The organism is Lysobacter yananisis (genome assembly GCF_031199375.1).
In the GTDB taxonomy this organism is placed as follows: domain Bacteria; phylum Pseudomonadota; class Gammaproteobacteria; order Xanthomonadales; family Xanthomonadaceae; genus Lysobacter; species Lysobacter yananisis.
Map to the genome: position 1 here is coordinate 2301953 of NZ_CP133568.1, position 21205 is coordinate 2323157.

Consider the following 21205-nt stretch of genomic DNA (forward strand, 5'->3'; position numbering starts at 1 on the left):
TCGCGGTCGCGGCTTGCGCCGCTCCTACAGGGGCTGCGGTGCGCGGCGAAAAACGAAAACGCCCGGCATGCCGGGCGTTTTCGCGACCCTCCCCAGGATCCGCAACCTCAGCCCGCGTCCTTCAGCGTGAACGTGCCCGGCAACTTGGTGTCGCGCTGGTCGCCCCACATCATCATCGACACGAAATCCTCGCAGCCCGATTGGCCGCGGCGCGAGATCGCCGCGAACACTTCGTCCGGGGTCTTGGCGATGGCGATCTGTTCGCTCAGGTCGTTGGGGAACGGCGTGATCCGGCCCGAATCCAGGTCGCGCAGGCGCTCGCCGCCATGCTGTTCGCCGCCGATGTTGCCCACGCTCTCGCGGGCGCGGTCGCGCAGCGCCATCAGGTTCTTGTCGGTGAATTCGAACTGCAGGTGCTGGTCGCCGTCGAATTTCTTGTTGAGCTGCTCGGGGTGGTACGACGAGTTGAAGTACGAGGCGGCCACGTCGCTGGTGTTGGGCAGCACCAGGGTCCACTGGGTGGAATCCTTGACCGGCTTGCCGTCGGCGCCGACCTGGAACTGCACGTCGGTGGTCTGGCCCATCGACTGGTAGCTGTTGGTCTGGTCGACCGTGCCGTCCTGCCACACGTTGCGGGTGATGGTGAGCTGGCTGCTGTTGCCGATGCCCATCGACACCGGGCCCAGGTCGATGCCCAGCCGCGCGGCGTGCTCGGCGTTGAACACTTCGGTGGTGCCCGAGCGCTGCACGCCCGGCGGGTTCCAGTCCGGCACCTTGCCGCCGCTCATGAACGCCTGGTAGGCGTCGCGGCCTTCCTGGGTGGACAGGTCGATGCGCGCGGTGTTGAGCGAGCGGGTCTCGCTGCTGGTCTCCACGCTCAGGCCGATCGAGTACGAGCCGACCTTGCCCAGGCCGAACATGGTCGCGTTCTCCACTGTCTCCATCGGGCCGGCGTAGACCTCGACCACCGAACTGTCGACCTTGCGCACGCCGAAGCCGGCGCCGTCGAGTTCGGTGTGGGTGCCGCCGATGCCGACGTAGGACTTGTAGTTCAGGGCGAAATCCGAGCCGGTCAGGTTCTGCCCGCGCATCAGCACCGAGGTGCCTTCGGGCATCGCCAGCGGATCGAGCGGATTGGGCATGCCGCTCATGTCGCCCTTGTCGAGCTTGGCGCCCTGCTCGGGCGTCACCGTCGCCTCGTAGCTCAGCCGGGTGCCTTCGACCTCCATGTAGTGGCCGAGCACCGGCGGCGCCTTCAGCGCGGCCTTGAGCAGCTTGGAGTTGTCGACCAGCTCCTTGACCCCGTCGGGCACCTGGTTGAAACGGTCGGCGTACTTGTAGAGCTTTTGCAGCGGCGTCTTCGCCACTTCCACGCCCGCTTCGGTGTGCAGCTGCACCGAGGCCTTGAACTGCTGGGTCTGCTGGAAGTCCACGCCGGTCTGCACGTCGGACAGTTCCACCTTGCCCTCGGCGACGATGTCGGACTTGAGCTGCGGCGAGACCACGCCGGGCGTGCCGATGCCGACGACCGGCGTGCTGTAGGTGACCGACATGCCGGGGTTGATCGCGTACGACAGCACGTCGCCGGGCATCAGCTTGAGCAGTTCGTAGCTGGACGCGACCTGCTCGGGCGTAGGCTGGTCGGGCAACTGCACGCCCAGGGTTTCCAGCGCGCCGCGCACCGTCGGGAAATCGAGCTTGGCGACTTCGCTGGGCTTGGCGTCGCCGCTGTTGGTCAGGTAGGCCGGCACGTCGGTCGGCTTGTCGGTGGCCTCCACGACGATGCGCTGCAATTCCTTGACGTAGGGATTGCTGTCGAACGCGTCGCGCGACTGCTGGTACTCGTAGTTGGCGGTGGCGCCGTTGAGGCCGCTGTTGCGGAAGTCCTCGAGCTTGGGCTCCATCCGGTCCAGCGCCGCCTGCGCTTCGGTGCGGCGGGTGGTGTTGAACTCGCTCACGCGCGGCCGGTAGATCGAGTCGTAGACCTGCGAGGGCATGCTCGAGGACAGGTCGCTGTTCTTCGGCAGCGGCAGGCCGTGGATCGCGCGCACCGCTTCTTCGGGCGTCTTGGCGTCCTGCGGCGGCGGGGCCGGCGGCGGCGGCGGGGGCGGCGGCGGAGGTTCCGGCGCCGGCGCGGCCTGGGTCTTGGCGGCGTCGAGGATGGCCTGCCGGTCTTCCGGCGGCAGGTTGCGCAACAGTTGGTAGTTGACGCCGTCGATGCCGCTCATCGCTGATCCCTCGTCTTGGCTTGGGGGCGCCGCGAAGCGCCCAGGCCGCCACGATAAGAGCGCGTGTTCAGGTTCGGAACTGGGGGTAACCCTAGAACTGGAACAGACATGACAACCGTCACCACGGCAGGCACGACAGCCGATGTCGGAGCCGGCGCGCGGGTTCGGACCACCGGGTCCGCGCGGCCGCGCGCGAGCGGCCGCGTCCCAGGCCGTCGCGTCGCGAGTCCGTCGCGGCCGCGGCAACGCACTCGCAGCGGCGTCGCAGTCCGACGCCGGGCCGAGCCGCGCGGCGCCCGCGCCGCCGCGACCCGGCCCGCCACCGCGCTCAGCCGGCCTGCTTCATCGTGAACCCGCCGAGCAGCGGGGCATCGTCGCCGGCGCGCACGATCGCCAACAGGGCGGGGGCGACGTGGCCGGTGTCGCCATTGCTGGAGATCGTTGCGAACACTTCGTCGGGCGTGTCGGCGACGGCGATCTTCTCGATCACGTCGCCGGGGCCGAGCACGCCGCGCCCCGCATCCAGATCGCGCAGGCGTTGTTCGCCGTCCGCGCCGCCGTCCGCGACCACGGCCTGCCGCGCTCGCTCGCGCAGGTCCAGCAACTGGTCGTCGCTGAATTGCATCTGCAGGTGTTGACGGTGCTCGAACTGCCGGCCCAACTGCTTGGGATCGAAGGCGGCGTTGAAATAGCGGGCCAGGGTCGGATCGGTATCGGCCAGGGTCAGCGTCCACTGGCTGCTGCCCGGCGCTTCCTTGCCGTCGGCGCCGATCCGGCACTTGAGTTCGGTCGCCATGCCGCCGGCGGATTGGTAACTGGCCTGCCAATCGGCGCTGCCGTCCTGCCAGGTGTTGCGGGTCAGGGTGACCTGGCTGTTGCCGCCCAGAGCCAGCGACATCGGCCCCAACTCGATGCCCAGGCGCTTGGCGTCCTCGGCGTTGAACACCTCGGTCTTGCCGGAGCGCTGCACGCCCGGCGGATTCCAGTCGGGCACCTTGCCCGCGCTCATGAACGCCTGGTAGGCGTCGCGCCCTTCCTGGGTCGACAGGTCGATGCGCGCGCTGTGCAGCGAGCGGGTCTCGGCCGAGTTTTCCATGCTCAAGCCGACCGAGGCGGTGCCGACCTTGCCCAGGCCGAGATACGACGCGTTCTCGGCGGTCTTGATCGGTCCGGCATAGACCTCCACCAGCGCGCCTTCGAGCTTGCGCACGCCGAAGCCGGCGCCTTCCAGTTCGGTGCGGCTTTCCTTGCCGCCGCCGTAATAGCGGTAGTTGAATTCGAATTCGTGGCCCTTGAGCTGCTGCCCACGCATCAGCACCGAAGTGCCTTCGGGCATGCCCAACGGGTCGAGCGGATTGGGCAGCGCGGCCAGGTCGCCCTGATCGAGCCGCTGGCCTTGCGCCGGCGTCACCGTCGCTTCGTAGCTCAGGCGCGCGCCGGCGAAGTCGGTGTAGCTGCCGGCGAGCTTCTCCTCGCGCATCGCCCGCTGCAACCGCGGCGAGTCGGCGATCAGCCGCTGCGCGCCTTCCGACACCAGGCCCAGGCGTTCGCTCCAGCGGTGCAGGCCATGCAGCGGCCCGGCCTTGCCGGCCTCCACGCCGGTCTCGCCTTGCATCTGCACCGAGGCCTTGAACTGCTGGGTCTGCTGGAAGCCGACGCCGGTCTGCACATCCGACAGCTCGACCTTGCCTTCGACCGCCAACTGAACCTGCGGGCGCACGCCGCCGGCCGACGGCATCGGCGCGCCGACTTCGCCGGCATAGCTCACCGACATGCCCGGATTGATCGCGTAGGCGAGCAGATCGCGCGGCACGGTCGCGAGCAGTTCGTAGCCGGCGGCGATCTGCGCCGGCGTCGGATCCGGCGGCAGGTCCACGCCGAGCGCATCGAGCGCTTGCTTCATCGCGTCGGGTTGCAATCCGGCGAGCGCGTCCTGGCCGAGCGGCGCCTGCGCGCCTTGCGCGCGTTCGAGGTAGGCAGGCAGTTGCGCGGCGGGTTGGCGGCACTCGTCGACGATGCGCTTGAGCTCGACCACGTAGGGGTCTTTGTCGAACTCCGCGAGGGTCTGGGCGTAATGGTTGTCGGCATTGCCGGCGCCGTCGCGCTTGGGCGTGAGCCGCTCCAGCGCCGACTGCGCTTCGCCGCCGCGGGTCTTGTTGAATTCGACCACGCGCGATTGGTACAGCGATTGCGCGGTCTGCGCGTCGAGGCCGCGCAGGTCGTCCTGCGTCGGCAGCGGCAGCGCGTTGATCGCGCGCACCGCTTCGGCGGCCGATCGCGCCTGCGCCGGCGCGATCGCCGCGGCCACCGGGGGCGCGGGCGAGGGTTCGTTGGGCGTGGGTTGCGCGGCGGGCTGGAGGATGCCGGCGCGATCGTCTTCCGGCAGGCTGCGGAGCGCCTGCCACTGCACACTGCTGAGTCCACTCATGGGTTCGGTCCTTCGTCGGGGGACAGGACGCTTCATGCGTCCGGGCGATGCGGGGCGGTGCCGCGCACGGCTACCGCGGGCCGCAAGATAGAAGAACGCGAAACATGCCGGTACTGGGGACAACCCGCAGGGCCCGCGCCATGACGCGCCGCACCCAAGCGCCGTCGCAGCCGGCCATGGATTCGCCGCAACACGCACTCCTTGGGTGATAGACGTCGCGGAACCGAACACTGCCCGCGCAAACCGCGGCGGCCAGCACTTGCGCGACAAACAAATGCAGTACAAGAGCGGCGCGGGAATTTTTAATTCTCTCGGGGATAAACAACATGAATGAATATTCCGTTACCCGGCGCGCGCGCCGGCGGCCGCTGTCGCGCGCGCTTTGCGGCCGCATCCTGTCGGCCAAGCCGCTGTCGTGCTTGTCGTTGGCGTTGTCGCTCGCCTGCGGTTTCGCCGTCGACGCGCATGCCGCCGAACGCGCGAGCGCCGCGCCGCAGGACCCGGCGCTGGCCCAGCGCCTGCGCCTGGAAGAATCGCTGTCGCGCATCGACCGCCAGCTCTACACCGGCTATTTCCGCCAGGCGTACGCGCGCTATCCGTCGATTCCGGCCGGCACATTGGAGGCGGTGGCCTACGTCACCACGCGCTGGCAGCACCTGCAGCCCGATGGCGCCGGCTACGGCGAGCAGCACCAGCACATGCCGCGCGCCTACGGCGTCATGGGCCTGTACCGCGGCGAGGGTTTCGCCGATCAGGTCGGCGAGGGCGCGCGTCTGCTCGGCGTGCCTGCGCAACGGGTGATGCGCGATCCGGCCAGCAACATCCTCGCCGCCGCGGCCTTGCTCGACCGCGAACTGCGCGCCGATGCGGTGAACGCGAAGTCGCCGGTGGAAGCCACCCGTGCCGCGCTGGAGCGCTACGCCGGCTTCGCGCCCGCCGGCGCCGGCGCCGCGGCCAAGAGCGCGGTGCAGGCGCATGCGCGCGCCAGCTTCGCCTTCGACGTGCTGTCGGCGCAGGACAAGGGCGTCAACGACCGCGGCATCGTCGTGCCCGAACGCGCGGTGGCTTGGGAACGCGCGTTCGACGCGCCGGCGCTGCTGCGCCTGCGCGCGCCGTTCGTGCGCCTGGACGTCGCCGCCGACAAGGTCGAAGCGCTCGGCACCGACAACGGCTGGCGCATCGATCCGCTCGACGAAACCCTGCGCGCGCCGGCCGGCTCGCGCAGCGAGGCCGCGGCGGCGGAGAAGAGCACCGACTATCCGCCGGCGCTGTGGGTGGCCTCGCCGTACCACTCCACGCGCACGTCCTACGACTCGGTCACCATCCACACGATGCAGGGCTATTACGCCGGCAGCATCTCGTGGTTCCAGAACAATCCCAACAGCGTCAGCGCGCACTATCTGATCCGCAGCTCCGACGGCCAGATCACCCAGATGGTGCGCGAGAACCGCGCGGCCCATCACGTCGGCGTGCACAACAAGACCACGCTCGGCATCGAGCACGAAGGCTTCATCGCCAACGCCAGCTGGTACACGGCGGCGATGTACAACGCCTCGGCCGCGCTGACCCGGCACTTCTGCGCGACTTACTCCGCGATCGGTTGCGCCAGCGCGTTCAAGGGCCCGGGCGGCACCGGCATCAACGTGTTGCCGGCCAGCGTCAAGGTCAAGGGCCACCAGCACTACAGCAGCCAGACCCACACAGATCCCGGCCAGTACTGGGACTGGGCGCGTTACTACAACCTGCTCAACCCGGGCACGCCCGGCGGCGGCAGCGTGATCGACAGCTTCGAAAGCTCGGTCGGCCACTTCGACAGCGCGCCGGCGTATTCGGGCAGCACCACCGGCATCTCCGCCGCGTCGCTGGCCGAGCGCAACTGCACCACGCGCAAGAACGGCGAGTGCTCGTTGCGGGTGTTGCTCAAGGACGATGCGGCCAGCGCCAACGCATGGGCGGTGCGGCTGCTGTCCGGTGGCGGCAATCCCGGCAGCAACGCCGCGCTGACCCGCGCCGGCGGCAAGGTCGGCGTCTGGGTCTACACCGGCGCCAGCGGCCTGAGCGCGGCGGTCGGCATCGACGACAGCGACGGCACCGAGCGTTCGGTCGCGCGCGCGATTCCGGTGAACACATGGACTTACCTGGAGTGGCGCCTCGACGACGCCGCCCAGTGGGACGCGTGGGTCGGCGGCGCCAACGGCGCGATCACCGCGGCCACGGTCAAGCTCGACGCGCTGTGGCTGTACCGCGACCAGACCTCGTTCGACGTCAACGTGTACCTCGACGACGTGCAAGTGAAGAACTGAGCGCCCGGCGCGCCGGCCGCGATCCCGCGGCGGCCGGCGCGCCGGTTCTCTCCGAAGACCCGCGATCGCGCTTGCGCCGTTGCGGGAGGGCCTTCAAGCCCGACGCGTCCCGCTCCACTCAGGCCGAACCCGCAGACCCGCGTCACCGGGAATCCGCATGAACGATCCGCACTCATCGTCGCCGCGCCGCGCGTCCACCTGGCTGGCGATCCTCGCGCTGCTGCTGGCCGGCGCTGTCTTCGCCGCCCAATGGGTGCGCGAACGCGCCGCCGCGAACGCGCCGCTCGCCGCATCCGCGGCGGCGTCTTCGCAGCATCCGCTCGGCGCCGTTTCCAGCGACCGCCTGTTGCGCATCCGCGTGCGCGACAGCGTCGACGGCGGCGCGCTCGACGCCAACGTCAGCGTCCATCCGCTCGATGCCGGCGCGCAGGTGCGCGCGCTCGCCGCCGATCCGTCCGTGCGCGGCGCGCGCAGCGCCGCCCTGGCCGCCGGCGAATACGAACTGCGCATCGGCGCCGCCGGTCACCAGCGCCTGAGCACGCGCGTACGCATCGATGCCGCGCAACCCTTGCCGTTGACGGTGTGGCTGCCGCCGACGGTGTCGTCCGATGCGCTCGACCGCCTTGCGCTGAAGGCCGCGGCCTGCGCGCGCTGCGCTGTGTTCAGTGGCCGCGTCTTCGACGCCGCCAGCGGCGAGTCGCTGGCCGGCGCGAGCGTGCGCAGCAGCCAGGGCGGCCGCACCCGCAGCGACCGCGACGGCTATTTCGAACTGCCCGCGCAGCTGCCCGTCGACGCGTCCGCCGCCGATGCGCTGCCGGCCACGCTCGATCTCACCGTCGAATCGCCCGGCCATCGCGGCCGCGTATTCGCCGGCCTGCCGCTGCTCAACGACGCGCGCGCGCTGATCGTCGATCTCGAACCCGGCCAGGGCCTGACCCGCAGCGACCGCCGCCACGTGCAGCAGCGCGCCCGCGCCAGCGCCGACCTGCAGCGGCCGATGCCGGCCGCCGACGCCGCGCAGGCGCGCGCCGATGCGGACGCCGCCGCGCGCCCGCTCGACCCGGCGCGCCCGGCGACGGTCGCGCGCGCGCAAGCCCTGGCCGCGCAATCGGCCAACGTGCCGGTGCCGGCCAGCATCCGCGTCGGCACCAATTGTTCCGGGCGCTCGTGCAGTTCGGTGTCGGTGTACGCGTTCGAGGACTACGTCGGCCGCGGCCTCGACGAAGAATGGATCGCGTCGTGGAACCCGCAATCGCTCGCCGCCGGCGCGGTCGCCTATCGCAGCTACGCCGCGTATTACGTCGCGCACCCGATCAACAGCCGCTACGACATCTGCGCCAGCACCTCGTGCCAGGCCTTCGACGGCGACAGCGTATCGGCCACCGTCGCCGCCGCCGCGGCCACCCGCGGCGTGGTCCTGACCCGCGACGGCGCCAGCGCCGCCTTCAGCGAGTATTCCTCGGAAAACAACGCCTGGGACGATCCGTCCGACGGCCTGTCCTGCGTCAACACCGACCTGAGCTGCGGCAACGGCCGCAACGGCTCGCCGCGCAACGGCTGGCCGTGCCTGTCCGACGAAGTCGGGCGCGGCCGCGGCTGCTTCGGCCACGGCCGCGGCATGAGCCAGTGGGGCACCCAGCGCTGGGCGGCGAACAACGGCCGCGACTGGCGCTGGATCGCCAACCACTACTTCAACGGCAACAACGCGCCCGCCGGCCAACGCAACGCCTACCTCGCCAACGACGGCGCCGGCCCGGGCCCGGGCGCGGTGGTGCTGGACGATTTCGAAACCGGCGTCGGCCGCTTCGACAGCGCGCCGACCTATTCGGGCAGCACGGTCGGAATCTCCGCCGCCTCGCTGGCGCAGCGCGACTGCGCCACCCGCCGCAACGGCGCGTGTTCGCTGCGGGTGTTGCTCAAGGACGATCCCGGCGTCGCCAGCGCCTGGTCGGTGCGGCTGCTGTCCGGCGGCGGCACCCCGGCCAACAACGTCGAGCTGATCCGCGCCGGCGGCAGGGTCGGCCTGTGGATCTATACCGGCGGCAGCGGCCTGCGCGCCGCGCTGAGCGTCGACGACAGCGACGGCACCGAGCGCAGCGTCGAACGCGCGATCCCGGCCAACCAATGGACGTACCTGGAATGGACGCTCGCCGACGACGCGCACTGGAACGCCTGGGCCGGCGCCAGCAACGGCCGCATCGACGCCGCCGGCGTGCGCCTGGACGCGGTCTGGCTGCTGCGCGAACAGACCAGTTTCGACGTCAACCTCTATCTCGACGATGTGCAGATCGTCCATTGACCCCCGCCACCACCGTGCCGCCCGCGCGGCGGCCACCCACCCAGGAGCCGCACCCGTGAACGTCCGAGCCAACCGTTTCCGCACCCGCAGCGCGCTGGCGCTGCTGGCCTTCGCCTCGCTGTTCGGCACCGCCGCGCAGGCCGCGCCGACCTTCCAGATGCCGTTCCCCTGCGGCCAGGTCTGGGAGGGGCAGACCCGCACCAACCACAACCCGCAGAACTCGGTCGACTTCAACCGCGCCAACGACGAGGGCGACACCGTCGTCGCCGCGGCGGCCGGCACCGTCAGCGTGGTGCGCAACCTCGGCAGCACCAGCTACGGCAAGTACGTGGTGATCGACCACGGCGGCGGCTGGAGCACGCTGTACGCGCACTTGAACTCGTACTCGGTCTCGGTCGGCCAGAACGTGGCGATCGGCAAGTCCATCGGCACCGTCGGCAGCACCGGCGGCTCGACCGGCCCGCACCTGCACTTCGAACAACGCCTCAACGGCGCGGCGCAGAAGATCAAGTTCAACGGCGCGCAGATCGCCTACTGGGGCAGCGCCAGCTACACCAGCCGCAACTCCTGCGGCGGTGGCGGCGGCGCGGCCGGCACGGTCAACACCAGCGGCACCCCGTTGAACGTGCGTTCGGGTCCGGGCACGTCGTACTCCATCGTCGGCAGCCTCGCCGACGGCGCGCAGGTGACGATCCAGTGCCAGACCACCGGCACCTCGGTCAGCGGCACCTACGGCACCAGCAATATCTGGAACCGGATCGGCAGCGGTCGCTTCATCCCCGACGCCTACACCTACACCGGCTCGGACGGACGGGTGGCGCCGAACTGTTGACGGCGCGCCGCGCCGGCGTTCGCTTCGTTCGCGAAGCGGGCGCCGGTCGTTGCGTTGAAGGCGGGGACTCTCAAGTCCGCTATGGCGGCGAATGGCGCAATCCGCCAAGGCCGCCATGGCGGCGCAAGCCGGAATCCATTCGGATCCGGTTGCAGCGACGTCCCGCGAAACCGAACGCCGCCAGCCGTTATCCTGCCGAAATGCGCACGCACCGCCACTCCGCATGAACCTCAAGCAGGCCTTGCCGATCGCCGTGGTCTCCGCCGCGATCGGCGCCCTCGCCGGCGGCGCCTACGTGCGCCATCGCGATCGCGTCGAGCCTGCGCCGGCGTTGGCCGCCGCGCGCGCGGACGCTGCCGCCGCGCCCGCGCGCGACGATGCCAGCGTCCACGGCGGCGGCGAGGCCGGCTCGCCGTACCCGCGCTATCTCGCCCTCGGCAACGGCGCTCCGGCCAGCTTCGAAGCGCTGCGCAAGCGAGCGGCGTCCGATCCGGCGTTCCTGCAGGACCTGCTGCAGCGCTTCCGCAACGACCCCCAGCCCGACGCGCGCGGCGAACTGCTGGCGCTGCTGCAGGCGGTGGGCGGCGAGGACGTGCTGCGCTACGCGCTGTCGCTGGCCGCCAGCACCCGCGGCCAGGACGAGCGCGCCGGGCTCGACCTGCTCGGCGGCTACTCGCTGGAGCGCGCCGAGGTGCGCGAGGCGTTGCTGGCGAAACTGCGCGCCGGCGGCGATGCGCAGCGCGAAGTCGAACTGATCCGCCTGTTGACCCCGGCCGCGGTCGCCGACGAGGACGCCGCGCCGGTGGCCGCGCAGCTGGCGACGCTGGCGCGCGACCCCGATCCGGAGGTGCGCGCCGAGGCGGTGTTCCAACTGGCGCAGTGGGCCGATCCCGTCCAGGCCGAAGACGCGCTGCACCGCGCCCTGCTCGACCCGGCCGCGGCGGTGCGCAGCAAGGCGATCAACGCCGTGGCCGGCTCGCACGCGCGCAGCGAGCGGCTCAAGGACGCGCTGCTGGCGATCGCCGCCGACCCGGCCAGCGCGCCGGGCGACCGCGGCGCGGCCGCGCTGGCGCTGCAGGACTTCCGCCTCAGCCGCGCCGAGTACGCCCTGTGGAAGCGCGCCCAGGCGCGCGCCGACGCCGAGAGCGGCGAGGGCGGCTGAACCGCCCGGCGCGCGCCGACGATCGGATTCGCAGCCAGGACGTGACCGTCGGCAGAGAAAGACACACGCCTGAACGGATTTGGCTGAACGGGGCTTGCGAGCGGTATACGCAGAAAAAGCCATCAGAATCAAGCGGCTAGCCTGTCGGATGTGTCCCCAGGGGCGAATTCAGCCAGGCGCGGAGGGTAAATTTCCTGCTTCGGACCGATTGATTTTCGCCGCGCAGGCCACTACGGTGTGCGTGCTGAGTTAGTCAAGGGTCACCGTAGGTCGTGACCCGATGCCGTAGATCGTCGATCCATAGATCCACTCCATCGTCCCACGCTTCCTCCTTGCGACCAGCTCCAACGCCGCGAAAGCGGTACTTCAACATTATGTTTCAAGGAGTTAGCAAACATGGCTGATCGCGAGACCGGCACTGTCAAGTGGTTCAACGATGCCAAGGGCTTCGGCTTCATCTCCCGCGAGAGCGGCGACGATGTGTTCGTGCACTTCCGCGCCATCCTCGGCAATGGCTTCAAGAGCCTGCAGGAAGGCCAGAAGGTGTCCTTCATCGTGACCCAGGGCCAGAAGGGCCTGCAGGCCGATCAGGTGCAGCCGCTCTAAGCGGCCCGCCTGCCAAGGCATCTGCTCAAAGCAGTTCGAAAAGCCCGGCGCAAGCCGGGCTTTTCTTTTGCGCGTCCGCCGGGCCCGCCGCCGCGCAACCGGCCGGCCGCGTACTTTCCTTTGCCCGTCGTCGGCGCGACCATGGTGCGCCCGATCCCGCGAGCGCCGCCGATGCTGCCCGATAACGAGTCCGACTACGAAGACGACGGCCACGACTTCGCCGGCGACGACGGCGAGGACCTCGACGACGAGGCCCTGGTCTGGCAGCTGCTGCTGCTGATCAACCCCGGCGACGAAGACACCGCGCTGCAGCAGTTCGCCCGCTACCGCGAGGCGCGCGAGGAAAGCGGCGACGAGGACGAGCCGGTCGACACCGTGCGCGAGGCGATCGACTGGACCTCGGGCTTCTACGTCGACTGGAAGGACACGCCGAGCTTCGTCGATGTGATCGACCAGCTCGCCGCGCGCTGGAACCTGCGCATCGACTGGGGCGTGGAAGACCCGTCCGACGAGGACTTCCTCGACGGCGTCGACGTCCCCGAGCTGATGGCCATCGCCTACGACCGCCTGCGCGAGCACGGTTACACGCTGTGGAACTACGACACCGGCGGCGACGCGTACGCGGGCTGGATCGCGTTGCGGCGCGACGACGAGAACATGAAGGCGGTGGCGAGGGGGCTCGGGATCGACGTGCAGCCGGCCAACGAGGCGTTCTGAGATTCGTCGGGGCTGAGGCAAGAGCGTCGGGCCTGAAGGCCCTCCCACAGAAGCAGGCCCTCCCGGGAGCAGGTCCTCCCCTGCCGGCGAAGACTGGCGCGCTCCTGTGGGAGTGCCTTCAGGCCCGACGCTCTTGTTCCAGCCGCTGCGATCCTTCAATGCTTGCAGAACGCCGCCACCCGCGGATGCCGCTGCTCGAACGTCCCGAGCTTGCCGAACAGTCCATCGAAGTAACCCACCGCGATCGCCACCACCTTGCGCAGCTTGTGCTCCTCGCACACCAGCACGCAGGCCACCTGGTGCAGGGTCAGCAGTTCGATCAGCCAATGGATCGACCAGCGCGAGGCGTTGGAGCGCAGCGCGTGCACCGCGTTGCGCGAGGCGTAGTAGCGGCGCCAGGCGACGTGGTTGCTGGTCGAGAAGATCCCGCGCTTGACGTACTGGCCGACCTGCTGGCGCATCTCCACCGCGGCGTTGACCAGCACCGGCACGCCGTTGCGGGTCGCGCGCAGGCCGTATTCGATGTCGACGTACTCGATGAAGTAGTCTTCGCGGAATTCGCCGATGCGCGCGAACGCCGCCGCCGACACCGCCGAGCCAGAGGAAATCACGAACAGCGTCGGCACCAGTCCGTCGCGGCGCTCGTCGATGCGCTCGGGCTTGGGCATGCGCGGCTGCGGCGCGAACACCGGCAGGTAGCGGCCCAGGTTCACCTCGAACACCTTGGGTCCTACGATGAAGGCCTCGCCGTCGACGCGGGCGCGCGCGCAGGCGCGCATCATGCCGTCGAAGAAGTCCGCGCCGAGCTGCGAGTCCTGGTCGAGCAGGAACACCACCTCGCGGCCGGCCGCGTACAGCGCGGCGGCGCCGCGGTTGTAGGCGCCGGAGATGCCGCCGCGGTTGCCGTTGTGCAGCACCTCGATGCCGCGCGCGCGCAGCCGTGAGTGCAAGGCCGCATCGGCCTGCGGCGAGTTGTCGACCGCGATCAGGTGGCGGCAGGCGGCGCGCACGCGTTCGAGATGGTCGACGTGCTCGGGCTTGGGTTGCCACAGCACCGCCACCGCGCCGTAGGAATCGGGATCGACCGATGCGGGCGCGCGCGCGCCGGACGGGCCGTCGGCGCGATCGGCCGGTTCGTCGTCCACGCGTGGAAAGCCGGCGTCGTTCATGCCGCCGCCCGCAACGGTACGGCGTCCGCGGCGGGCGCATGCGAGCGCTCGCGCAGCAGGCCCATGGCGATCGCGCGGACGCGGTCGACCTGTTCGCGCGACAGCGAGGCGGTGTCGCAGGTGAAGACGAAGTCCAGCTCGCCCGCGTAACCCGAACTCAGGATCGCGGTGGTGCTGCGCCACGGCAGGCGCGCGGTCGGGCTGTAGACGGTCTCCACGCGGAAGCCCGGGTAGTCCTGCGGAATGTCGATGCGGCCGATGTTGGAGATGGTGGTGTCGAACTTGTCCAGGTCCGAGCGGCGCTCGGCGACGAACTGGGCGAAGATCGAATGCATCATCTCCAGGCCGATGAAGTATTCGTGCACGTTGCGGCTCATGCGCTCGACCTTCTGGTTGAGCCGGCCCTTGAACGCGCGCGCCTGCGCCCAGAACGCGGCGTCGTCGACGCGCTCGGGCGGAAGCTGCGTGTCCAGCGGGACGATCGCGCCCGGCGAGGCCGCGAACAACTGGTCGGGCAGGATCAGCGGCAGGAACTTGCGCACGTCGACCGGGGCGAAGATCTTGCCGGTGGCGGCGGCGCCCTTGACCGTGCGGAACGCCAGCGAGAACGCCACCGACATCGCCGCGAACACGGTCACGCCCTCGGCCTTGGCGCGCGCGGCCAGCGCGGCGGTGTCCTCGCGCGAAAGCTTCCAGTGCAGGACGAAGAACTCGCCCTGCGGCACCGGCGGGCGCCGGCGCCGCAGCGAGAAGAACAGCCGGAACGCCAGCGCCTTCCAGCCCGCGCTGCGGCGCACGCGGCGGTCGTTGATCACCTCGGCCGGCAGGATGTCGGCGAGCGCGTTGAAGCCGGTGTGGACGCCGATGTCGAGCTCCGGCTCGGCGCACAGCGCCAGGATCTCGCGCAGCAGGGTCAGCATCGACATGCCGTCGCAGATCACGTGGTGGCAGGCCAGCAGCAATTCGCCGACCTCGCCCTGGGCGTCGCTGCCGCGCACCCAGGCCAGCCGGATCAGCGGCGCGTGCGCGCTGTCGAAGCGGGTTTCGCGTTCCAGGTGCGACTGGCGCTGCCATTCCTCGGCATCGACGCGTTCGGCGATGCGCAGCGGGATCGGCGCGGGATCGTCCTCGCGCACGATGGTCGGCGGATCGCCGTCCTCGATCGAGCAGCGCAGCATCGGGTGCTTGCGCTGGACCCGGTCGAGCGCGGCGCGCAGCCGCTGCGGATCGAGCGCGCCGCGCACGCGCGCGGCCTGGACGATGGTGAAAGTGGCGTCGCGATCCACGTACATGACGCGTTCGCACAGCATCATCTTGCGTTTCATCGGGAGGGCTCGTGTGGGGAGGCGGAAGCGTTGCGGGGTGGGGCCCTCACCCCAACCCTCTCCCGCGGACGGGAGAGGGGTTCTGGTTCGATCGGCAGTTGCGGCCGTCAGCAGTCAGGAATCACCGCGCCGCTGTTGTCGCGGGCTTCGTCGTTGCCCCAGCGGCTGAGGTAGTAGGCCGAGACCCAGGCGCCGGCCGGGCCGACGTCTAGATCGGTCTTGAGCCAGTAGTGGTTGTAGGACGCGCCGTTGCGCACTTCCTCGCCCCAGGCCTTGCAGTAGACGTAGTTGGTGCCCTGGTTGAGCGTGCCGACCGGGGTCAGCGTCGACGGCCACTTGTAGCCGGTGGCGTTGGCGAAGGTGTCGACCCAGTACTTGCCCGGCGGATTCGGGTTGCCGCCGCCGCCGTTGATCAGGTTGTAGTAGTTCGCCCACGGGAAGTACTTGCCCGGGTCGTAACGGTTCTGGTTGCCCGAGAGCATGCCGTGGCCCTTGACCCGCACGCTGTCGGGGACCAGGTGGAATGTGTCGTAACCCGGTCCCTTCCAGGCGCTGGCGCAGTTGACGCCGCGGCGCGCGCAGATGCTCTTGGTCAGCCGCGCCGACGCGTTGACCATCGCCGCCGACCAGTTGCCGGCGTCGGCGGCGCGGCCGTCGTGCTCGATGCCGACGGTGTAGTAGTTATGGTTCTTGGCGTGCCAGGCCTGGTGGTACTCGCGCACCATCTGGGTGATCTGGCCGTCGGACTTGCGGATCAGGTAGTGCGCGGAGACCTGCGCGCTGGGGTTCTGGAACCACGAGATCGAGCCCGCGTACGAGCCCTCCATGGTGTGCATGATCACCGCGCTGGCCTGGTTGGAGGCGGTGCTGTAGTTGCTGGAGCTGGCGGGGTTCCAGATCGCCTCGCCGAAGTCCACCGCTTTGGCGCCGACGTCGGTCGCCGGCGCCGCCGCGCGCGCGATGTCGCGGCTCAACGCGGGATTCAAGCGCACGCTGTCGTCGGCGCCATCGAGCAACAGCGCGGGCGCGCGCAGCTTGCGCAACTGCGCGGCATCGAACGCGCGCTCCAGCCGCAACGGTTGCGGCGCGATCTTCACCCCTTGCGCGTCCACGCCGTGCTGCAGCGTCTGCAGCACGCCGTAGGCGAAGCTCTGCCGCGCGTAGTCGGCGATGCCGCCGTTGCTGGCGCCGTAGCCGGCATAGCGCGCGAGCGCGGCGGCCATGTCCTCGGGCTGGGCCAGCGCGCGGCTGCGCTTATCGGCCTGGCTCGCGCCGAGCGCGCGGTCGAGCAGGGCGGCGGCGGCGAGGATGTTGCTTTCCGGATCGTCGATCACCTGCTGCGCGGTACGGCCGGTCAGGCGCGCGCCTTCGCCGACCTGGTCGGCGAAACCGCCGCCGTGGTACAGGCCCATGACGCCGTAGGAGCGCGGCATGTGCAGGTCGTTCGGGTCCTGCGCTTGCGGGCGCACGTGCACCCAGTTGGTCTCGCTGTAGGCGATGGCTTCCAGCGCGCCGGCGGGCAGGTTGGGGTAGCGTGCGTAGGCGCGGCGGAAGTATTCGGGATAGGCCGCGCGCGCGACCTGCGCGGCGACGGTGGCGTTGGCGCGATCGAGTTCGAAGCGCAGCGCGGCCGCATCGGGCGTGGCGGCGGCGCTCAGCGGGCCCAGCAACAAGACGCCGCCGAGGGCTGCGGCGAGGGTGTGCGAATGCATCGGACGATCTCCTTCGGACGCGGCCGCGGGCGGACGCGTGTTGGCATGGCAAGCATGGATCCCGTGCGTTCATTGTCTTGAGCGGGCAAGCGCGTTACGTGATCGCCTGCCGGAAACCGTCGCGAGATGACACGGCGATCTGTGCCCGCGTTTCCATATCCGGCGTTTGATCGCGCGCACGCTTGTCGGTTCACGCTGGTGAACGCGCGCGCGGCGGTGGATCGATGCGGTCGCGGCGCTCGCGACGGGCTTGCGAGGCGTCGTGCGCGCGGTGGCGCGCGTAATGCGATGTGGGCTAGAACGCGCCGATGCGGTCGGCGCGCAAGCGGATCACGGCGAACGCGCGCGTCGCGTCGCGATGGCGCGGCCGATGCGCGGCAGCGCGCGCGGTGTCCGGCTTACCAGCTGTCTTCGAGGTAGCGCGGCTGGCAGGCCATGCGTCCGCCGGCGATCAGCACCAGCAGGCAACCGCCGAGCATCGCGAACGGCCACACCCAGCCGTGGCTGAGTTCGTGCAGCCAGCCGAACGTCAGCGGGCCCAGGCAGCTGAGCGTGTAGCCCAGGCCCTGCATGAAGCCCGACAGCGCGGCCGAGCCGGCCGGCGTGCGCGTGCGCAGGTTGATCAGGGTCAGCGCCAGCGGGAAGGTGCTCGGGCCCAGGCCGATCAAGGCGACCCACAGGAACGTGCCGTGCATCGGCGCCAGCAACAGGCCGGCGAAGCCGCCCAGGTAGCACAGCACGCAGGCCAGCACGATCGGGAACGGATTGGCGATGCGCACCGCCAGCGCCGGCATGGTCAGCGCGCTGATCATGCCCAGGGTCGAGAACAGCGCGACCATCGCGCCGCCCAGCGCGGGGCTGCCGCCGGCTTCGACCAGCAGCTTGGGCAGCCAGGTGAACATCGAATAGGTCACCAGCGAGGTCATGCCGAACATCAAGGTCATGCCCCACGCCACCGGCGAGCGCCAGACCTTGCCGCGCGCCGCGGCGGCCGGCAGTTCCGGCGCTTCGTCGCCGCCGGCGACCGCGCGGTCGTGGGCCTGCGCGAGCGCGCGCGCCTGCGCCGAGCGGCCGCGCGCTTCCATCCACAGCACGCTGATCCACGGCAGCGCCGCGGCCGCGGCGACCAGCGACCACGAGGCCAGCGAGATCCGCCAGCCGGCGGCCTGCGCCAGCGGCACCGCGGCCAATGCGGGCAGGATCGTGCCGAGCTGCAGCACGGTGATGTAGGCGGTGCTGACGGCGCCGACGCGGTCGCCGAAATAGCGTTTCACCAGCGGCGGCAGCACCACGTTGCCGATGCCCATGCCGGCCAGCGCCACCGCGTTGGCGGCGAGCAGTTGCCAGGTGTCGCCGACGAAGCCGCGCGCGAGCAGGCCCAGCGCCGCCACCGCCATCGCCAGCAGCGCCGCGCGCTCCAGGCCGATGCGATGGGCCAGCGCGGGCGTGGCCACGCCGAACAGCGCGAACGCGGCGGTGGGGACCATGCCGAACACGCCGGTCATGGTCGCGCCGAAGCCGAATTCGCGGCCCAGCGCATCCAGCAGCGGGGTCAGCGAGGTCACCGCGGTGCGCAAGGTGAACGCCGACAGCACGATGCCGGCCAGGACCCAGGCGCGTCCCTGCCAGAGCGGGCGGACGGCGGAAGCGGGGACGGCGTTGGCGCTCATGGCGGAAGGCTTCGACGGTTGGATTGCGGGTACGACGAGCGGCGCCAGGCCGCGCGCCGCGCACGTCGCGGTTCGCTCGGGCGCGCCGGCGCGGCGCGCGGTGGGATCGAATGAATCGGGGAAGAGGCGGGCGACAGTGTGGCCACAGCGTGCGGTCCGCGCCAGCGCCGGTGCGGCAACGGTCAGTTGCGGCAAAGTCGCCGGCCGTTTGGGCTGCTGTCGTTGAACGAGGCCGAATCGGTGTTGCCAGCGCACGCCGGCGCTGGCGAAAGAACCCTGAGGACGACGACGCGATGCGCTCGTGCCGGCGCCGGCGCCATGTCGATCGCCGCTCCCCACGGACAATGGAACGCATCGATCCGCCGGTGCGGCCGGCCCGGTCTTGATGGAGGCCGGCGCCGGCCGCATCGTGAAGGCCAATCGCCTAATCGCGCGCTGCGCGGAGCCTTGCCATGAATTCGACCGCCGTTTCCCCCACCCCGAAGGTCAAGATCGATTTCGTTTCCGACGTGGTCTGCCCGTGGTGCGCGGTCGGCCTGAATTCGCTGGAACAGGCCATCGCCCGGCTCGACGGCGAGGTCGAGGTCGAACTGCATTTCCAGCCGTTCGAGCTCAATCCACAGATGGCGCCGGAGGGCGAGAACATCGACGAGCACCTGGCGCACAAGTACGGCCTGGGCGCCGAGCAACTGGCGAGCAACCGCGAAGCGCTGCGCCAGCGCGGCGCCGCGCTCGGCTTCGCGTTCGGCGAGCGCGACCGCATCTACAACACCTTCGACGCCCACCGCCTGCTGCACTGGGCCGGCACCGAGGGCGCCGATGCCGAGCGCGCGCTCAAGCACGCGCTGCTGAAGGCCTACTTCACCGACGGGCGCGACGTGTCCTCGCGCGAGGTGCTGGCGGCGGTCGCCGGCGAGAGCGGCCTGGACGCGCAGCGCGCCCGCGCCGTGCTCGATTCCGACGAGTACGCGCAGGACGTGCGCCAGCAGGAACGCTTCTACCAGGAGGCCGGGATCAGCGCGGTGCCGTCGGTGATCATCAACGACCGCCATCTGATCCAGGGCGGGCAGCCGGTGGAGCAGTTCGAAGCGGCGTTGCGGCAGATCGCGGCGCAGGGCGGCGGGCGCGGTTGAGGTTTCGCGGCGGCGTCGCGTCGATTCGCGCCGGTTGAAAACAGGATGACGACGACGGCATCGCCTTGAGCGATGCCGTCGTCTTTCTTGGCGCGCGCCGTGCTTGTTGCTTGGTCGCGCCTCATCGTCGCCAGTCCCGTGTCCGCAGACGCCGGCCGTTCTCTTCGCGCCTCCCGCATCGCAGCACGCCTCGCCCGCGCGCGGTGACCGCCGCCCGTTTATACCGAGACCTTACGAGCGGATCGCGCACGCGGCCGCCGTCGTGGCCGCGCTTGCAACAACGCTGCCATCGCGGCCCAGGCAAGCTCCGGCGTTCGCCCAGACGCCAGGACCGTTGCCATGCTCCGACCCGCTTCCTCCACGCTGCGCCGCGCCGTGCGCGCGGCCGTCGCCGGCCTCGGCCTGCTCGCCGCCTTCGGCGCCAACGCCGCCGCGCTGTCCGCGGCCAATGCCGCCGACCGCGCCGCGCTGGCCCTGCGCTGGGCGCCGGTGCACTACCAGGACGTCGACCAGACCGGCGGCCATGCCCTCGGCGGTGCCGCCGACTACATCGCCCGCTACGACTTCGACGGCGACCTCGACGCGCGCAACAACTGGGACCGCGCCGGCCAGCCCGCGTACCCGCTGGCCGCCCACGCCTATTACTCGGTGGTCGAGACCGCGACCCACTGGTACATCACCTACCTGTTCTTCCACCCGCGCGACTGGACCGACTCGTTCTTCGACACCGAACACGAGAACGACGCCGAAGGCGTGATGTTCGCCATCGCCCGCGACGGCAGCGCCTACGGCACGCTCAAGGCCGCCGTTACCGTCGCCCACACCGATTTCTTTTCCTACGTCCCCGCCGGCAGCGACTGGACCGGCAACGCCGAGAACGTCGACGGCAGCCTGTCGTTCCTGAGCTACCTCGGCGCCCCGCACCCGGTGACCGCGCAGGAAGCCAAGGGCCACGGCCTCAAGGCCTGGCCCGCGTACGACATCAAGGGCGACGGTGTCGTCTACTACCCCTCGCTGACCGTGGCCGAAGTCCCCTCAAGCCCCGACGACCGCGACGTCAAATACAAACTCATCGACATCTTCGAACCCGGCGGCATGTGGGACCAGCGCAACAACCCGTCGCTGTTCGCCGGCTACGGCAGCTTCGCCGGCGACAAGAGCGGCGGCTGCGGCAGCGGCGCGATCGGCTGCAGCGTAAACGCGGCGAACGCGCCGTGGGGCTGGGACGACAGCAACGACGGTCCGGGGCGCGGCGCGCTGGCGACGGATCCGGTGGGGTTGACGATGAACTACTTCCGGATTCCGGAGGCGGTGAGCGGGGCGTATAGCTATAACCCGTATCGGTGACCGCTTCGCGGCGTCATATGCCGGCGGAGCCCGTCGGCACCACGCCGCATCGAAGTGTGATCGCGTCTGCATGAATACATCTGGCCGTATCGTGCACGCACAAAGCCGGCGTGCGCGACGCGTAGCATCGCGCACGCTGCGCTACCGACGCGCGTTCCGGGCGACCGGGACATGACAGTGGCGCATCCATCGCCAGGATCTTGAAGTGGCGGGAACGCCGGCGTCGCCGGCTCGAACGGAGATGCATCGAATGGGGCGGCGAATGGATCGGGCC

The 21205-nt window shown here is 70.4% G+C and carries 14 protein-coding genes; 8 read left to right on the forward strand and 6 right to left on the reverse strand.

Annotation, left to right across the window (positions count from 1 at the left end; all coding sequences use genetic code 11):
• Positions 1-107: 107 nt before the first annotated feature.
• Positions 108-2228 (reverse strand): hypothetical protein, encoded by a 2121-nt coding sequence (locus RDV84_RS09710; protein ID WP_309153251.1) that lies wholly within the window; start codon positions 2226-2228, stop codon positions 108-110.
• Positions 2229-2556: 328 nt separating this feature from the next.
• Entirely contained in the window at positions 2557-4656 is a 2100-nt protein-coding gene (locus tag RDV84_RS09715; RefSeq protein WP_309153252.1) for a hypothetical protein, read from the reverse strand.
• Positions 4657-4982: 326 nt separating this feature from the next.
• Between RDV84_RS09715 and RDV84_RS09720 the strand changes: the two genes are divergently transcribed.
• The 6 genes from RDV84_RS09720 to RDV84_RS09745 all read left to right on the forward strand — a co-directional run bounded on the left by RDV84_RS09720 (position 4983) and on the right by RDV84_RS09745 (position 12575).
• Positions 4983-6959 (forward strand): N-acetylmuramoyl-L-alanine amidase, encoded by a 1977-nt coding sequence (locus RDV84_RS09720; RefSeq protein ID WP_309153253.1) that lies wholly within the window; start codon positions 4983-4985, stop codon positions 6957-6959.
• 157 nt (positions 6960-7116) lie between these two features.
• Positions 7117-9258 carry a SpoIID/LytB domain-containing protein gene (locus tag RDV84_RS09725; protein ID WP_309153255.1) on the forward strand — a complete coding sequence of 714 codons (2142 nt, stop codon included), beginning with the start codon at positions 7117-7119 and terminating at the stop codon, positions 9256-9258.
• Between the two features lie 55 nt (positions 9259-9313).
• Positions 9314-10090: a M23 family metallopeptidase gene (locus tag RDV84_RS09730; protein WP_057949249.1), complete on the forward strand. Its 777-nt coding sequence runs from the start codon at positions 9314-9316 to the stop codon at positions 10088-10090.
• A 223-nt stretch (positions 10091-10313) separates the two neighbouring features.
• The gene (locus RDV84_RS09735; RefSeq protein WP_309153256.1) at positions 10314-11252 is read left to right on the forward strand and encodes a HEAT repeat domain-containing protein; all 939 of its coding nucleotides are present in this window, start codon (positions 10314-10316) and stop codon (positions 11250-11252) included.
• Positions 11253-11648: 396 nt separating this feature from the next.
• Positions 11649-11858: a cold-shock protein gene (locus RDV84_RS09740; protein WP_057949247.1), complete on the forward strand. Its 210-nt coding sequence runs from the start codon at positions 11649-11651 to the stop codon at positions 11856-11858.
• A gap of 174 nt (positions 11859-12032) precedes the next feature.
• A complete protein-coding gene (locus RDV84_RS09745) occupies positions 12033-12575 on the forward strand; it encodes a DUF6630 family protein (RefSeq protein WP_309153710.1) in 543 nt (180 codons plus the stop codon).
• 155 nt (positions 12576-12730) lie between these two features.
• On the opposite strand, the gene RDV84_RS09750 is transcribed toward RDV84_RS09745, so the two are convergent.
• From RDV84_RS09750 to RDV84_RS09765, 4 genes are all read right to left on the reverse strand, one after another.
• Positions 12731-13744 (reverse strand): glycosyltransferase, encoded by a 1014-nt coding sequence (locus tag RDV84_RS09750; RefSeq protein ID WP_309153257.1) that lies wholly within the window; start codon positions 13742-13744, stop codon positions 12731-12733.
• Positions 13741-15069 (reverse strand): condensation domain-containing protein, encoded by a 1329-nt coding sequence (locus tag RDV84_RS09755; protein WP_309153258.1) that lies wholly within the window; start codon positions 15067-15069, stop codon positions 13741-13743. Before RDV84_RS09755 ends, RDV84_RS09750 begins: the two co-directional genes overlap by 4 nt.
• A gap of 107 nt (positions 15070-15176) precedes the next feature.
• Positions 15177-16781, reverse strand: a complete 1605-nt coding sequence (locus RDV84_RS09760) for an N-acetylmuramoyl-L-alanine amidase (protein WP_309153259.1) — start codon at positions 16779-16781, stop codon at positions 15177-15179.
• Positions 16782-17179: 398 nt separating this feature from the next.
• Positions 17180-18451 carry an MFS transporter gene (locus RDV84_RS09765; protein WP_078997777.1) on the reverse strand — a complete coding sequence of 424 codons (1272 nt, stop codon included), beginning with the start codon at positions 18449-18451 and terminating at the stop codon, positions 17180-17182.
• Between the two features lie 452 nt (positions 18452-18903).
• Here RDV84_RS09765 and RDV84_RS09770 point away from each other — a divergent pair, with 452 nt between their 5' ends.
• On the forward strand, positions 18904-19584 hold the full coding sequence (locus RDV84_RS09770; RefSeq protein WP_309153260.1) for a DsbA family oxidoreductase: 681 nt from the start codon (positions 18904-18906) through the stop codon (positions 19582-19584).
• 339 nt (positions 19585-19923) lie between these two features.
• Positions 19924-20931 carry a hypothetical protein gene (locus tag RDV84_RS09775; protein WP_309153261.1) on the forward strand — a complete coding sequence of 336 codons (1008 nt, stop codon included), beginning with the start codon at positions 19924-19926 and terminating at the stop codon, positions 20929-20931.
• Positions 20932-21205: the final 274 nt, after the last annotated feature.